The following is a 15,556-nucleotide window of genomic DNA, read 5'->3' as shown; positions in this document are numbered from 1 at the left end:
CACACGCACACGTACCCACCAGTAGCAGGCGAAGCTGGGTGATCCTGACTTCCGTACAAGGGGGGACCCCGCCCATGACCGGTTCACGAGTGGTGGCGCTAGGGCACTACCAGCCCGCCAGAGTGCTCACCAACGAGGACCTCGCGGCCATGGTGGACACCACCGACGAGTGGATCCGGTCCCGCGTCGGCATCCGCACCCGCCACATGGCGGGCCCGGACGAGCCGGTGGACGAGCTGGCCTACCAGGCGGCGGGCAAGGCGCTGGCCGGCGCCGGCCTGAGCCCGGACGACATCGACCTCGTCCTGGTCGCCACCTCCACCGCGATCGACCGTTCCCCCAACATGGCCGCGCGCGTCGCCGCCAAGCTGGGCATGGGCGGCAGCCCCGCCGTGATGGACATCAACGTCGTCTGCTCGGGCTTCACCCACGCCCTGGCCACCGCCGACCACGCCATCCGGGCCGGCTCCGCCACCCGCGCCCTGGTCATCGGCGCCGACAAGATGACCGAGATCACCGACTGGAACGACCGCTCCACCTGCGTCCTCACGGGCGACGGGGCGGGCGCGGCCATCGTCGAGGCCTGCGAGGAGCCGGGCATCGGCCCGGTGCTGTGGGGATCGGTCCCCGAGATGGGCAATGCCGTGCGGATCGAGGGCTCCCCGCCGGTCTTCGCGCAGGAGGGCCAGTCCGTCTACCGCTGGACCACCAGCCAGCTCCCGCCGCTCGCCCGCAAGGTGTGCGAGAAGGCCGGAGTCGCCCCGGAGGAACTGGCCGCGGTCGTCCTCCACCAGGCGAACCTGCGGATCATCGAACCGCTCGCCGCCAAGATCGGCGCCGTCAACGCCGTCGTCGCCCGCGATGTCATCGACTCCGGCAACACCTCGGCCGCCAGCATCCCGATGGCCCTGTCGAAGCTGGTCCAGCGCGGCGAGATCCCCTCCGGCGCCCCGGTCCTCCTCTTCGGCTTCGGCGGCAACCTCTCCTACGCCGGCCAGGTCATCCGCTGCCCGTGACGGCCGCCGCGGCCGTTCCCCCCGCCGGTGCGGCGGGGGAGCGGCCGCCCTCGGCGACCAGTGCGCCGACCAGGACGCACCCCAGGGCCACCAGCTGGCCGGCTCCCGTCCACCCCGTGCCCACGGGGACGGTGGCGAGCGCGAGCACCAGTGCCGCCGCGCGGTACCGGGCCGGCCCGATGCCCAGCGCCGCACGGAAGGCCAGGTCACCCGCCAGGTACAGGGCGACCCCGCCCGCCAGCGCGACCGCCGGGCCGGTGTGCAGGTGCTCGCCGAGGTGCCCGATGGTCTTCTTCACGCCCGCCGCGAAGACGGCGATGCCCAGGAGCATGGGCAGGAAGGCGTAGTAGTACGCGACCATCGCCAGCTTGAAACGCCGCTCCGGCGGGGTCCGCGCGAAGACCTCCTCGGCCCGGCCCTCGTCGCGCACGAAGTACATCCACCACATCGCGGACGCGATCGTCAGGGCCAGGAACGCCCCGCCCGCGATGCCGAAGGACAGGGGCAGCGAGCCCACCCCGATGCCGATCGCGATCACGGACTCGCCGAAGACGATGATCAGCAGCAGGCCGTGCCGCTCCACCAGGTGCGCCGCGTTCATTCCGCCGAGCTGGTCGCCGACCGTCTGCTCGGCCGCCTCGGGCTTCGCCTCCGCTTCGGCCTCCACCGAGCTGCCCGCCGAGCCGCTCGCCGCGACCCGCTGCACGACCACGGGCGTCACGAACTGGAGCAGCAGCGCCAGCATCCACAGCCCCCAGGCCGGCAGCCCGTCGAAGAACCCGGCGGCCGTCACCGACAGCGCGCACAGGGCGTTGGGCAGCGCGAACCACAGCACCCCGCGCCCGTGCGCCTGCGTGAACAGCGCGCTGTGAACCAGGACCACCAGCAGGTACCCGAGGCCGAAGGCGATGCCGCCCGCCCCGAAAGCGGTGGGCACGGCCAGGGCGCACACCAGGAACGCCCCCATGGCCAGCATCAGCAGCACCCGCCGGACGGTCCGGTCCGGCGGCACCTGGTTGGTCAGGTGCGCGTAGCCCCCGTACATCCAGAACAGCACGGTGAAGATCAACACCACCTGCCCCGCGCCCCGCAGGCTCAGGTCGTCGGCCAGAAGCACCGTCAACTGCGTGATGGTGAAGACGAAGACGAGGTCGAAGAACAGCTCCAGCGTGCTGACGCGGTGCTCGGTTTCCATGCGCGGCTCCCCCCGGATGTGTGCCCGGCCATCCGACCGCCCCGGCGCTCCTCATGTCCAGCCGGTATCAGGATCCGGAAGGCGGCGGGGACCGCGCGACGCCCTTTCGGACGGGGCCGCCCGACCGCCCGCACTGCCGCGAGACATCCCGTCTCGCTGCGGCCATCAGTGCATGCGTGCAGGTCAGCCCGGCGTGGCGGACGCCCACCGCTCGGAAATGTGGTCGGAACCCCGCCGATCCTTTGCTATTGTTGTCCATGTCGCCGCGGGAAACCGGGGCCGACCACCTGGTCCGGGTGGCGGAATGGCAGACGCGCTAGCTTGAGGTGCTAGTGCCCTTTATCGGGCGTGGGGGTTCAAGTCCCCCCTCGGACACAAGCGAGAACCCCACACATCGTGTGGGGTTCTTCTGTTTTCCCGTCCCCGTCTCCGACCCGCCCCCGTCGGGGCCGTTCACGTACCCAGCACCACCAGGCCCGTCGGCGTGGTCAGGCTGCCCGGGGTCACCGACGTGAAGGTGTGGGGCAGGGACAGGCGGGGCCGGTCGGTGGCCGGGGCGGCGTCGAAGAGGTAGGCCGCGGCCGCCGTGGTGTCGCTGACCAGGTGCGGGCCGCCCGCCGTGGCCGTGCCTCCGGTGAGCGGGGTGCGGAAGAGGCGCCGGAGGTGGCGCAGGGTCTCCGGCGTGACCGGGGCCTTCATGGGGAGGGGCTGCGCCGGGGGTTCCGCGGCGGGAGCGTCCGCCGGGGCCGGGGCGGCCGCGGCATCCGCGGCGTCCGGGGGGATGGCGCCGGTCAGGAGCAGGGCCAGGAGGATCGGGACGGCCTTGTGGCGCAGGGCCTCGGTGGCCGAGCGCAGGCGGTGCGCGTGGGTGGCGGGAAGCGAGAGCGCGAGGCTTCCGGCGGCCTCGCCGGTGGCGATCGGGACGGCCGCGCAGACGACCCCGGGGGAGTACTCGAGCAGGTCGAAGACGGGCGCGCCCGGGGCCACCGCGTCCAGGGCGGTGAACAGGGCCCTGCTGTCGGTGATGGTCTGCGGAGTGAGCCGGGCGGGCCGGTGCCGGGCCACGTGGTCGGCGCGGAGGTCGTGGTCGAGCTGGGTCAGCAGGCACTTGCCGACCGCGCTGGCGTGGGCGGCGGCCCGGAAGTCGACCCACTCCCGTACCGGCGGGGTCGCGGGCCCGTCCGCCATCTGTGTGATCCGGACCTCGCCCTCGGCGTACCGGCTGAGGTAGACCGCGGCCCCCGCGCTGTCCCGGGCCAGGGCCAGGGTCCGCTGGAGCTGCCCGGCCAGGCCGTGGCCGCCGGGGGCGGCGAGCCGGTCCAGCGCGGGCCCCCGCCCGTACACCCCCACGCCCGGGCGGTACGCGTACTCCTCCTCGCACAGCATCGACAGCAGGGGGCGCAGCTCCCCCTCGGCGAGGCCGGACTCCCGGGCGAGCTGCGCGGCCCGGACCCCCAACGGGTGCTGCTCCAGGACCCGTACGACGGCCAGCGCGCGGCGGGCCTCCGCCAGGGCCTCGCTCGTCCCCTCCTGCACGACGGTCCCGCGGGCCGCCGCCGTCAGCGCGGGGTGGCGCAGCGGACCCGCCGCCGGCCTGGGCGCGGCCACCGGCGCCGGCAGCGCCGCCACCGACACCGTGACGGCGGGCGGCAGGAACGCGGCCAGCACTCCGGAGAGCCCGGGCAGGGGCAGCGGCACCGGGCCCAGATCGGGATCCTCCAGCTGGTCGACGTAGCGCAGGACGGCCGCCTGCGCGCACAGCCGGACCTCCCGCAGATCCCGTCGGCCGCTCGGGCGGAAGCCGCGCCGGCCCAGTTCGCGCGCCCAGTGCCGGGCGTCGTGGTGCTCACCGCGCCGGGAGTGGTCGAGGAACAGGCAGTACGCGGCGGCGGAGGTGCGCTGGCTCCCGGAACCGGCGGCGAACTGCCACCAGAAGCGGGCGCCTTCGCGCATCCCGGAGAGGTGCAGCAGACAGCCGAAGACCACGGCCCCGGCCAGGTCCGTGTGCCCACAGGCGAGGAAGGCGTCGAGGTCCGTCCCGGCCTTCGGCGCGCACACGGAGGTCAGGCAGACGGCCTTGAGGTCGCGCCGGGCCCGTTCGGCGTCGAGCGGGCAGTCCCGGGCGGGGTCGCTCCAGCCGAACGCCGACCGGCGCCGGGCGCGGTGTCCGGGGACCCGCGCGTGCGGCGTGGCGCGCAGCAGGCGGGCCTCGGCCGCCCCGAGGTCGTAATACCGGTAGCGGTCGCGGACGCCCGCCCGGGCGAGGAAGTCGGCCAGGGAGCGGGAGGTTCCGTCTCGGTCGTCCTGCCGCCCCTGCCGTTCGTACCGGTTCATGATTCGGCTGATTCGGCTGATGCGACGGACGTGTCGAGCAGGCGGGCGAGCCGCCGGTGTGCCTGGCCGAGGTAGGAGCGGACCGTGGCCTCGTCGACGCCCATCACGGCGGCGGCCTCACCGGGGGTGCACCGGAGCCCGTACCGCAGGAGGACGGCGTCACGCTGCCGCTCGGCGAGCCGGGAGACGGCGGAGTAGAAGCGGATGGTGTCCGTCAGTACCTCGTACTGGTCGGCGTGGGCCTCCTTGAGGGCGGCCTCGAAGGCGCTGATGTCCATCGGCTCGGGCTGCTGCTGCCAGGGGTGGCGCCGGCGCCGCCCGTCGACCAGGCACTGCTTGAGCACGGTCCACGCGTAGGCGTCCAGGCGGTCCATGTGGAGCATCCGGAGCCACTCGCCCATGATCGAGTCGAAGGCGGCGTCCACCGCTTCCTCCGCCGCCGCGTCGGAACCCAGCTGCAGGTACGCGAAGCGCATGTACGCGGGGCGCCGGTTCGCGTGGAAGGCCCAGTACGACAGGCGCGCCGTCGGATCCCACTGGCTCATGGGAGTCGGCCGCCGGCGACGGCTCGGTAGTCCCACCGCCCCACCGGACTCCTCCGGTCCGCCATCGCTCACCGCTCCACCTCATCCCCTGTGAGCTGAACAGGAAAGCAGCGCGGGCGCACTCGGAGGGCGCGGAGAAGAAAGCTGGAAGCAATAGGTCGGGGATGATCGGCCCGTGATCGATGCCGATCGCGCGGGGCTCCAGCCAGCACGTATGCATATGCCCGCTGCCGGTGCCTCTGCCGGTGCTGCTGCCGGTGCCCATGCCGGTGCCGCCCGGCCTCCGGTCGGGTCTGCCACCGCCCGGCTGTACCATGGGCCCGATCGCGAGGGCCGTGACGGAGAGGTCACTGCCCTCGCTTTTGCGTTACGTCCACCATGAACAAATGCGGCGCGTGGCCTTTCGGCGGTTCGCTACGATGAACCGCATTCACAATCCGTCACGTCACGTTGTACGCACAGAGGAAATGGAGCATCCGAGGATGGCTCGACACCTGATCACCAGCGCGCTTCCGTACATCAACGGGATCAAGCACCTGGGCAACATGGTCGGGTCGATGCTTCCGGCGGATGTGTACTCCCGGTACCTCCGCCAGCGCGGCCACGACGTCCTCTACATCTGCGCCACCGACGAGCACGGCACCCCCGCCGAGCTCGCCGCCAAGGAGGCCGGCATCTCGGTCGCCGAGTTCTGCGCGCAGGCCCACGACGCCCAGAAGGCGGTCTACGACGGCTTCGAGCTGTCCTTCGACTACTTCGGCCGCAGCTCCTCCGCGCAGAACCGCGAGATCACCCAGCACTTCGCGCGCCGCCTCCAGGAGAACGGCTTCATCGAGGAGCGCGCGATCCGGCAGGTGTACTCGCCGGTCGACGGCCGCTTCCTGCCGGACCGCTACGTCGAGGGCACCTGCCCGCACTGCGGCTACGACAAGGCCCGCGGCGACCAGTGCGAGAACTGCACCCGCGTCCTGGACCCCACGGACCTGATCGAGCCCCGCTCGGCCATCTCCGGCTCCACCGAGCTGGAGGTCCGCGAGACCAAGCACCTGTTCCTCCTGCAGTCCAAGCTCCAGCACGAGGTCGAGGCCTGGGTCGCCGAGCACGAGGAGGAGTGGCCGCAGCTCGCCTCCTCCATCGCCCGCAAGTGGCTGACCGAGGGCCTGCACGACCGCGCCATCACCCGTGACCTCGACTGGGGCGTCCCGGTGCCGGCCGACACCTGGCCCGAGCTCGCCGCCGAGGGCAAGGTCTTCTACGTCTGGTTCGACGCCCCGATCGAGTACATCGGCTCGACCAAGGAGTGGTCGGACCTGGACCCGGCGAACCGCGACTACAAGGCGTGGTGGTACGAGGCCGAGGACGTCCGCTACACCCAGTTCATGGCCAAGGACAACGTCCCGTTCCACACGGTGATGTTCCCCGCCACCGAGCTGGCCACCCGCGAGCCCTGGAAGAAGGTCGACTACGTCAAGGCCTTCAACTGGCTGACGTACTACGGCGGCAAGTTCTCCACCTCGCAGAAGCGCGGCGTCTTCACCGACCAGGCGCTGGAGATCCTCCCGGCCGACTTCTGGCGCTACTTCCTCATCGCCAACGCGCCCGAGTCCGACGACTCGTCCTTCACGTGGGAGCACTTCGCCGCCACGGTCAACAAGGACCTCGGCGGCACCCTCGGCAACTTCGTCAACCGCGTACTGACCTTCTCCCGCAAGAAGTTCGGCGACGACGTCCCCGCCGGCAGCCCCGCCGGCGAGGTCGAGGCCAAGCTGGGCGAGCAGATCGCCGAGCTGCTGGCCGAGTACGAGGGCCACATGGAGGCCCTGCAGTACCGCAAGGCGGCGGCCGCGCTGCGCGCCCTGTGGTCGGCCGGCAACGCCTACCTGGACGAGAAGGCCCCCTGGCTGGAGGTCAAGACCGACCTGGAGGGCGCGGCGCTGACCCTGCGCACCGCGATGAACCTGATCCACCTCTACTCGGTGGTCTCCGAGCCGTTCATCCCGGCCTCGGCGCGCGCCATGCGCTCCTCCTTCGCGCTCGCCGACGACACGGCCGCCTGGATCACCCCGGAGCAGGCCAGGTCGCTGGACGCGGTCCCGGCCGGTACGCCGTTCACCGTGCCGCCGGTGCTCTTCGCGCGGGTCACCGAGGAGGACCTGGAGTCCTACCGCGAGCGCTTCGGCGGTTCCCCGGAGGCCTGAGCCTTCGAGTGACAACTCCGTGAGGGGCGCGACCCTCTCCCAGCCACCGCTGGGAGGTACCCCCAGGGTCGCGCCCCTTTCGCATGCCCGCGGGGCCGGGCGCGGCGCGGCGCGGCGCGGTGGGATGGGCGGGACGGTAGGGAAAACCCCACCGCGAACCGTCCACCTGGGTGTGCAGACCCGGGTGGGGCCGCGCGGCTGGAATGGGCCCATGACCCCTTCCCGTACCGCCTGGTGGACCACCGGCTGGCTGACCGCCGCCGGGTGGGCGCTGTCCTTCCCGCTGTTCTCCTCGCTGGAACCGCACCGGCTGTGGGGCTGGTGCGCGGCCGCCGGATACCTCGGGGCCGCCGGAGCCACCGCCCTCGGCCGCCGCCGGGCGGCGCTCGCCGCCGCCCTGCTGGGCGCCGTCGCCGTACCGCTCCTGTGGCTCGTCCTGACCGGCCAGGGGCAGTCGGAGGTGACGGTCATCGAACGCTCGGGGCGGCTCCTGCTGGAGTCCGGCCGGATCTACGTGGACCGGCCCGAGCAGGTCGAGGAGTACACCCCGTACCTGCCGGCCATGGCGCTGCTCGGCCTTCCTCGGGCGCTGCTCGGGGGCGACACCGGAGGGGACGTCTGGGCGGTGCGGCTGCTGGGGGACGCCCGGATCTGGTGCGCGGCGGCCCTGTTCGGCTGCCTGTGGGCGGCCCGGCGGCTGCTGGGCGCGGACGGGAGGCCGGGTCGGCTGCTGGACGGGGACGGCGGAACGGGCGCCGACGCGGTGCCGGGGCGGCTGCTGTCCGTCCTGGTCGCGTCGCCGGTGGTGGCCCTGCCCCTGGCGGTGAGTGGGGTGGACCTGCCGCTGGCCGGGCTCTGCTGCCTGGCGCTGGCGGCCGCCGCCGCCGGCCGGCCCGTTCCGGCCGGGGCGGCCCTCGCCGGGGCGTGCGCGCTGAAGTGGACGGCGCTGCCCGCGGTGGCCGTGGTGGTGGCCCTGCTCGCCGTCTGCCGGGGCGGCCGGCCGGCGGTGCGCTGCGCGCTGACGGCGGCCGGCGGCACGGCCCTGCTGGTGCTGCCGGGAGCGCTGCTCCAGCCGGCGGAGGTGTGGCGCCAGGTGTTCGCCTTCCCCACCGGGCGGGCGGAGGTGCCGACCCCGGCGAGCAGCCCGCTGCCGGGACACCTGCTGGCCGAACTGGGCCCCTGGGGCTGGTACCTGACGATGGGTCTGCTGGCGGTGGGCGGCCTCGCGGTGGCGCTCTCCCTGTTCGTCCGCCCGCCGCGCACGGTGGTGGCCGCGGCCGACCGCCTGGCCCTCGGGCTCACGCTGGCCTTCCTGCTGGCCCCGGCGGGTCGCTTCGGATACCTGGCCCTGCCGGTCCTGCTGGTGGTCTGGGCCCGCTCCACGCCGCCCCGCCGTCCCGGCGCCTCCCGGATCGTGGCCGGCTCGGGAGCCGCCGGCCGTCGTCCGGCGCGCGCCTCCTAGGAGGCGCCCCGACCGCGGATCAGCGACATCAGGAGGTCGTGGGTCTCGGCGTCCGCGGCCGCCACGAGCCCGCGGCCCGCCGGCCCGACCGGACCGCCGTCGACGCCGGTGACGACGCAGCCGGAGGCCCGGCACAGTGCGATGCCGGCGGCGAAGTGCACGTTCCCGGTCAGGTCACCGCCGTCGGTGACGTACGCGGCGCGCTTGCCGGCCGCCACCCAGGCCAGCGCCAGCGTCGTGGACACGACCCGCGGCCGGAGCCGTTCGACGAAGCCGGGGTGGGCGAGCAGCTCCACGGCTCGGAATCCCGGCGCGCTCGGAAAGGGCGGATCCAGGTTCACGTCCACCAACCGGGTGGCAGCCGTCGGGGCCGCCTGCGTGTCGCTGCCGTCGCGCCGAACCCACGCGGTCTCACCGTCGGTGAAGAAGACCTCGCCACTGAACGGATCGGCCACCGCGGCCGGTCCGCCTCGCAGTGCCACGTTGACGGCGACCAGCGTGGTGCCGACGGCGTAGTTGAGCGTGCCGCACAAGGGGTCCACCAGCCACTGGCGCGCCGCGCCGGCCGCGCCCTGCTGCCCGCCCTCCTCGCCGTGCACCGCATCCTCGGGCCGTGCGGCACGGATGACGCCGAGGATCGCCTCCTCGGCCGCCAGATCGGCGTCGGTGGCGAAGTCCCCGGCGCCCTTGTCGATGCGGGCGAGCCGCTGTCCGTACCTGGCGCGCACGGCCTCGGCGCCGGCACGCGCCGCTGCTATCGCGACATCGGTGTCGTTGACGCTCGTGTTCGAGTTGATCACGGCGTCCAGCGTATCGGGACGATGCACGATCCACGTTCCCCCTAGGCCGGGTCGAGGCCCCGGAGGTGGGCGAGTACGGCCAGGACGCGGCGGTTGCCCTCGGTGGCGTCGAGGTCGAGCTTCATGAAGATGCTGGAGGCGTGTTTGACGACGGCGGCCTCCGTGATGAACAGGCGCCGCGCCAGGGCCTGGTTGTTGAGGCCCGAGGCCATCAGGGTCAGCACCTCCCGCTCGCGCGGGGTCAGCCGGGCCAGCGGCCGGTCCTCGGACTGCCGGCTCAGCAGGACCCTGACGACCTCGGGGTCGATGACGGTCTCGCCGTCGGCGACCCGCTGCAGGGCGTCGAGGAACTCGGCGACCTCGCCGACGCGGTCCTTGAGGAGATAGCCCAGCCCGGCCGCCGAGGCGCCGGTGAGCAGCTGCGTGGCGTAGGCCGTGGCGATGTACTGGGAGAGCACGAGCACGGGCAACGACCCGTCCCGGGAGCGGAGTTCGAGCGCAGCCCGCAGGCCCTCGTCGCGGAAACCGGGCGGCATCCGGACGTCGGTGACCACGGCGTCCGGCCGCTCCGCCTCCACCGCCCGTACGAGTTCCTCGGCGGTCCCGACGGCCGCGAGGACCCGGTGGCCGCCGCGGGTGAGGAGTTCCGTCAGCCCCGCGCGCAGCAGCACGGAGTCCTCGGCGAGGATCAGCCGGAGCACGGCACCTCCACGCGCAGTTCGGTCGGCCCGCCCACCGGACTGGACACCACCAGCCTGCCCTTCAACATCGCCAACCTGTCCGCGAGTCCCGCCAGGCCCGCCCCCGCGCCGGGATCGGCGCCGCCGCGGCCGTCGTCGGTGACGGAGAGGGTGAGCCGGTCGCCCTCGACCTTACCGACGACGGCGACGCGGGAGGCGCCGCTGTGCTTGGCCGCGTTGGCCAGCGCCTCGGTGACGGTGAAGTACGCGGTGATCTCCACGGCCTCGGCCAGCCGCGGCACGTCGAGGTCCACGCTCACCGGTACGGGATGGCGCAGGGCCACCTCGGCCACGGCCGCCGCGAGCCCGTGGTCGGTGAGGACCTGCGGGTGGATTCCCCGTACGAGGTCGCGCAGTTGCTCCAGGGCGACCTTGGCCTCGCCGCGGCCGCGGGCCACCAGTGCGGCGGCTTCGGCGGCCTGCGGAAGGCCCCGCAGTTCCAGCTCGGCGAGGCCCAGGGTCATGCTGAGCGCGACCAGTTGCTGCTGGGCGCCGTCGTGCAGGTCCCGCTCGATGCGCCGCCGTTCGGCCTCGAAGGCGTCCACGAGGCGGACCCGGGAGCGGGTGAGCTCCAGCACCCGGTCGGGTTCCCGGCGCGGCCCGAGCAGCCGGCGGGCGGTCCGTACCTGGGCCCCGGTGAGCAGGCCGCCCGCGTACGCCGCCACGGCCGTCCCGGCCAGTCCGGCCGCCGTGCCGCCCAGGGCCTCCAGCGGCCCGGAGACGGGCCGGCCGGGGATCAGCATCATGTGGTCCGGGGCGATGGCCCAGACGATGACGGGGGCCGCGACGAGGATCAGGGAGAACGCCAGCAGCGTGACGACGGCGAACCCGGCCGCTCCGAAGGCCGGTCCGAGCAGGGCGGCGTAGCCGAACTCCCGCCATGTGGCCCGCTCGCGCAGCCGCGTCCGCAGCCAGGCCGCGGGCCGGGCCCCGGCGAGCGAGGCGTGCGGATCCGCCACCCGTACGGGTTCCACCCACCGCAGCCGCCGCCGCTCCAGCGCCCCCAGCGGTACCCCGGCGAGGACGGCGCAGAGCAGGAGCAGCAGCCCGACGCCGGCCACCGCCAGCACCATCCCGAGCCCCACGAGCAGCCCGAGGGCCACCAGGACCGGATACCCGACGAGGAAGCCGCTGCCCAGGTACGCCCAGCACCGCCAGGGCCACCACGAGCCCAGGAACCGCAGCGGCCGTCGCATCGCCGTCCGGACGGCGACGGGAGGCTCGTCAGCCGGTTCGCCGGCCGGTTCGAGGAGGGGGAGGGGGAGGGGGAGGGGGAGGGGGAGGGGGACGGAGTCGGACATGTGTCCCCAGTTTAGAGGGTGTCGGGAGCCTGAGGCGGGGTCAGGTCTTCGGCAGTGATCTCAGCGCGGAACGACGAGGCGTCCCTCAGAAATGGATCGGGCGGGCGCGAAGTTGGTCCTCACCGGCATCCGGGACCTGTTTCCGCAGGTCGGACTGGTCTGGGCCGACGGCGGCCACGTCAACGTGGTCGATACCGGCCTGGTCGGCTGGCGGCCGAGCACGAGAACCTTCTTACGCGCGCGTTCGGCCAATCACGGGGTCGGCCTCGCAGTTCCTCCAGCCCCTGATGGTGAGACCGTGTACACCTTCCCGTAGGCCCGGAGGGTTTCGGCCGGGTCGCCGGGGCGGCCTCGCAGGACGGCGTCCAGGAAGGCGAGGGTGGCTCCGGCGACGACGCGCGGGCTCTCTGTGCGGCCCAGGGTGCCGACGATCGAGGGCACCGGCGGCAGGTAGAGCGGGCCGTCCATGAAGGTGAGGTGCCCGGCGCCGGGGACGGCAAGCCGGTAGCTCGTCGCGGTGCTGTGCTCGAGGGCGTCGGTGAGGCGGGGCAGGTAGCGCGGGTCGGTGCCGGCGGTGATCTCCTGGGTGAGCGCGAGCGCCGGCTGCTCGAGGGCGGGCGCGGTGGGGCCGTGGGGGTAGCCGTCCAGGTCGACGACGGCGCCGAACCGGCGGTCCTGCCGGGCCGCCTGCAGGGCGGCGGCACCGCCCAGGGAGTGGCCGGCCACCGCGGCGCGGCCGGTGTCCAGGCGTCCGGTCAGCGGGTCGGCGGTCTCGCCCCGGTCCAGCCGTTCCAGCTGGGTGAGGACGAAGCCGAGGTCGGCGGCCCGGACGGCGGTCCAGCCCGCCGCCAGCTCCTCGTCCCGGTCCCGGTCCCCGCTGGAGGCGGTCGTGGCGCGGATCGTGCGGCCGTCTGCGAGGACGACGACGGCGGAGTCGTACGGGTGGTCGAGGGCGGCGACCAGGTAGCCGTGGCCGGCCAGCTCCTCCGCCCAGGCGGTGTTCTGGGTCCGCACCCCGCCCGACCCCGGGGAGAACAGGACGACCGGGAACCGTTCTCCCCCACCGGCCACCGGGGCGTCGACGACCGCACGGCTGCGAGCCCGCGGGACGCCGTCGACCAGGAAGCCGGGCAGGCCGACCCCGCCGGCGAGGGCCTCGGCGACGGTGCGCGCCTCCTGCTCCGTGCGTCCCAGGTACTGGGCCCGCTGGGTGCCGGCGGGGCTCTTCTGCGCGGGGTACCAGAGCTGGGCCACGACCGTGCGCCGGTCGTCCGGATCGGCGGTGAAGCTCTCGGGGCGGAGCGGGTCGGTCCACTGCACCACCCGGGTGCCGACCGCGAAGCCGCCCGACGGCTCGGGGAACTCGGGCACGGGGAAGGCCCAGGCCGCCACCGGGCCAATGGCGATCAGGCCGGCGCAGGCCAGCGATCCCGGCAGGGCCAGCCACCAGCGGGCCCGCCACGCCGGTCGGCCGGTACGGCGTCGCAGCAGGGGCGGGAGAGCGAACGCCGACGCCAGGGCGGCGCCGGCCAGGACCGGCAGCAGCTGCCAGCGGATCCCCACCACGCCCAGCACGGTCGCGGACGCCACGAGCACCGCCCCCGCCCCGATCGTGACGGGCCGGCGGGCGGCCGGGGGGAGCCAGCGCGCCGCCACCAGCGCGAGGGCACCCAGCAGGACGAGGACTTCCGGAAGGGACATCGACAGCCCCGTGATGGTTTCGGTCACCCGGCCATGCTCGACGCCGGGTCCGCGCCGCCGCATCGGTCCCGGGTCGCCGTCGGCTGCCACTCCGGTCGCAACCCGGGCGGGCCGCGGTGCGACCGGAGTGGCAACCGGTCACGCCCGTCCGGCGGCCGCTCTGCGACCGCGGGAGGTGGTGGGCCTCCTCCTGCGGTCGTACCCCGGCAGGGTGCGGTCGGACGGTGGGCTGATGCGCGCCGCCGCCCCCGCGGCCTAGGCTCCGGCTGTACGCGCTGACGGTGCCGGTCGGGCCGCCACGACGACCGATCGACGGGGAGGTGTGACGGTGCGCCACCGGGACCGGGTACCGCCCCTGGTGTGGGACGCGGCGCTGCCGGTCCTTCTCCTCCTCAACGTCGTGACCGCCTACCCGGTGCGGGAGCTGCCGGTGGCCGCGGCGCTCACCGCCGCCCTGGCGCTCCCCCTGCTGTGGCGGCGCCGGGCCCCGCTCGCGGTGTTCGGCGCCGTGGCGGCCGCGGCCTTCGTCCAGTGGCTGATGGACGTCCAACTGCCCGCGGACATCGCCCTGCTGGTGGCCCTCTACACGGCGGCCACGCACGCAGGCCGGCGCGGCACGCTCCTCGCCGGCGCCGTCGTGGAGGGCGGAGCCGTGCTGGCCTGCCTGCGCTGGGCACCGGACGGCGCGTTCCTGACCCCCTTCGTCGCGCTCTCCGCGACGGTCGTCGCCGCCGCCGTCCTCGGGGTGAACGTGCGGACCAGCCGGGCCTACCTCGCCGCCGTGCAGGAACGGGCCGAACGGCTGGCGCTGCACCAGGAGCAGCAGGCACGGCTGGCCGTCGCCGAGGAGCGGGCCCGGATCACCCGCGAGATGCACGACATCGTCACCCACAACCTGTCCGTCATGGTCGCGCTCACCGACGCCGCCGTCTACGCCCAGCACAGGTCCCCGGACCGGGCCACCGCCGCGATGCTGCAGATCTCCGAGACGGGCCGGCAGGCGCTGACCGACATGCGGCGCTCGCTGGGCGTCCTGCGGACCGGCGAGCGGGACGCGGAGCGCCACCCGCCGCCCGGCATCGCCCAGCTGGAGGCCCTCGCCGACCAGATGGGCGCCGCCGGGCTACCGACCCGCCTGGAGGTCCGCGACGGCCACACCCACGTCCCCGCCACCGCACAACTCACCGTCTACCGTCTGGTGCAGGAAGCCTTGACCAACACCCTCAAGCACACACCCGCCGGCACCCGCGCGACGGTCCTGGTCGACTGCTCGGCCCAGGCCGTCGGCGTGGAAGTCACCGACAGCGGCCCCCGCCCGGCGCGGCCCGCCGCCGCACCGCCCGGCCACGGCATCCCCGGCATGCGCGAGCGCGCGGCCGCCTACGGGGGGACGCTGCAGGCCGGACCGCTTCCGGGCGGCGGCTGGGGCGTCCGTACCCGACTCCTCCTCAACGGCGGCGGGGCGGCCTCCGCATGACGATCCGCATCCTGATCGCCGACGACGAGGCGCTGCTCCGGATGGCCTTCGGCACGGTCCTGGAGGCCCAGCCCGACATGACACCGGTCGGCGAGGCCGCGGACGGCGCCGAGGCCGTCCGCCTCGCCCGGGAGCTGCGGCCCGATGTCGTCCTCATGGACGTCCGGATGCCCGGGACGGACGGGATCGAGGCGACCCGACAGGTCGTCGAGGTCTCCCCGCAGAGCAGAGTGCTGATCCTGACCACCTTCGACCTGGACGCGTACGCCTTCGCCGGTCTCGCCGCCGGAGCCTCGGGCTTCCTGCTGAAGAACACCAGGCCGGAGGAGCTGCTCACCGCGATCCGCAACGTCGCGGCGGGCGACGCGGTGCTCTCCCCGCGGATCACCCGGCGCCTGCTGGAGGACTTCCGTCTGCACGCGCCCGACGGCGGCGCCGCCGTCCGCGACGAGCGGCTGGACCGGCTGAGCGCCCGTGAGCGCGAGGTGCTCGTCGAGGTCGGCCGCGGCCTGTCCAACGCCGAGATCGCGGCCGCGCTGTACCTCGCGGAGGCGACCGTGAAGTCCCATCTGGGGCGGATCCTGCACAAGCTCGAACTCCGCGACCGGATCCAGGCCGTGGTCTTCGCCCACGACAACCGCCTGGTCCGCCAGGCCTGAGAGGGTGTTGGGCAAGCGGGTGATCACTCGTTCTTGAGGTCGTCGGCGAGGCGGCGGGCTGCTTCGGTCTCGCGGTAACAGCCGCCACGCACAGCCGCTGACCAGCACGTACAACACGGTGTCCACAA

At 74.1% G+C, this 15,556-nt stretch carries 11 protein-coding genes, 1 tRNA gene and 1 pseudogene; 6 read left to right on the top strand and 7 right to left on the bottom strand.

Annotation, left to right across the window (positions count from 1 at the left end; all coding sequences use genetic code 11):
* Positions 1-74: 74 nt before the first annotated feature.
* Positions 75-1,016 (top strand): beta-ketoacyl-ACP synthase III, encoded by a 942-nt coding sequence (locus tag OG534_RS05955; protein WP_326587020.1) that lies wholly within the window; start codon positions 75-77, stop codon positions 1,014-1,016.
* Here OG534_RS05955 and OG534_RS05950 read toward each other — a convergent pair.
* On the bottom strand, positions 1,000-2,211 hold the full coding sequence (locus OG534_RS05950) for a low temperature requirement protein A (RefSeq protein WP_326587019.1): 1,212 nt from the start codon (positions 2,209-2,211) through the stop codon (positions 1,000-1,002). The two genes, OG534_RS05955 and OG534_RS05950, sit on opposite strands and share 17 nt — an antisense overlap.
* 290 nt (positions 2,212-2,501) lie before the next feature.
* On the opposite strand from OG534_RS05950, the gene OG534_RS05945 reads away from it, so the two are divergent.
* Positions 2,502-2,586: transfer RNA gene (locus tag OG534_RS05945), tRNA-Leu, on the top strand.
* Between the two features lie 417 nt (positions 2,587-3,003).
* Here the strand turns inward: OG534_RS05945 and OG534_RS05940 are convergent.
* Positions 3,004-3,747: pseudogene (locus tag OG534_RS05940) on the bottom strand (IclR family transcriptional regulator domain-containing protein); the annotation flags it as partial.
* Between the two features lie 794 nt (positions 3,748-4,541).
* Positions 4,542-5,090: a sigma-70 family RNA polymerase sigma factor gene (locus OG534_RS05935; protein WP_326587018.1), complete on the bottom strand. Its 549-nt coding sequence runs from the start codon at positions 5,088-5,090 to the stop codon at positions 4,542-4,544.
* Between the two features lie 482 nt (positions 5,091-5,572).
* Here OG534_RS05935 and metG point away from each other — a divergent pair, with 482 nt between their 5' ends.
* Both metG and OG534_RS05925 read left to right on the top strand, forming a co-directional pair.
* Entirely contained in the window at positions 5,573-7,288 is a 1,716-nt protein-coding gene (gene metG / locus OG534_RS05930; protein ID WP_326587017.1) for a methionine--tRNA ligase, read from the top strand.
* A 211-nt stretch (positions 7,289-7,499) separates the two neighbouring features.
* Positions 7,500-8,750: a glycosyltransferase 87 family protein gene (locus OG534_RS05925; RefSeq protein ID WP_326587016.1), complete on the top strand. Its 1,251-nt coding sequence runs from the start codon at positions 7,500-7,502 to the stop codon at positions 8,748-8,750.
* Here the strand turns inward: OG534_RS05925 and OG534_RS05920 are convergent.
* The 4 genes from OG534_RS05920 to OG534_RS05900 form a co-directional block, all read right to left on the bottom strand.
* Positions 8,747-9,550 carry an inositol monophosphatase family protein gene (locus OG534_RS05920; RefSeq protein ID WP_326587015.1) on the bottom strand — a complete coding sequence of 268 codons (804 nt, stop codon included), beginning with the start codon at positions 9,548-9,550 and terminating at the stop codon, positions 8,747-8,749. The genes OG534_RS05925 and OG534_RS05920 overlap by 4 nt on opposite strands.
* Positions 9,551-9,591: 41 nt before the next feature.
* Entirely contained in the window at positions 9,592-10,251 is a 660-nt protein-coding gene (locus OG534_RS05915; RefSeq protein ID WP_326587014.1) for a response regulator transcription factor, read from the bottom strand.
* Positions 10,239-11,486 (bottom strand): sensor histidine kinase, encoded by a 1,248-nt coding sequence (locus tag OG534_RS05910; RefSeq protein WP_326593488.1) that lies wholly within the window; start codon positions 11,484-11,486, stop codon positions 10,239-10,241. Before OG534_RS05910 ends, OG534_RS05915 begins: the two co-directional genes overlap by 13 nt.
* Positions 11,487-11,843: 357 nt before the next feature.
* Positions 11,844-13,319 (bottom strand): alpha/beta hydrolase family protein, encoded by a 1,476-nt coding sequence (locus OG534_RS05900; protein ID WP_442807039.1) that lies wholly within the window; start codon positions 13,317-13,319, stop codon positions 11,844-11,846.
* A gap of 301 nt (positions 13,320-13,620) precedes the next feature.
* Between OG534_RS05900 and OG534_RS05895 the strand changes: the two genes are divergently transcribed.
* Positions 13,621-14,769 carry a sensor histidine kinase gene (locus tag OG534_RS05895; RefSeq protein ID WP_326587013.1) on the top strand — a complete coding sequence of 383 codons (1,149 nt, stop codon included), beginning with the start codon at positions 13,621-13,623 and terminating at the stop codon, positions 14,767-14,769.
* Entirely contained in the window at positions 14,766-15,428 is a 663-nt protein-coding gene (locus tag OG534_RS05890) for a response regulator transcription factor (protein WP_326587012.1), read from the top strand. Before OG534_RS05895 ends, OG534_RS05890 begins: the two co-directional genes overlap by 4 nt.
* The last annotated feature ends 128 nt before the right edge of the window (positions 15,429-15,556 follow it).

The sequence above is a fragment of the Streptomyces sp. NBC_01294 genome, assembly GCF_035917235.1.
GTDB lineage: Bacteria > Actinomycetota > Actinomycetes > Streptomycetales > Streptomycetaceae > Streptomyces > Streptomyces caledonius.
This window is presented reverse-complemented; position numbering and strand designations above follow the sequence as displayed.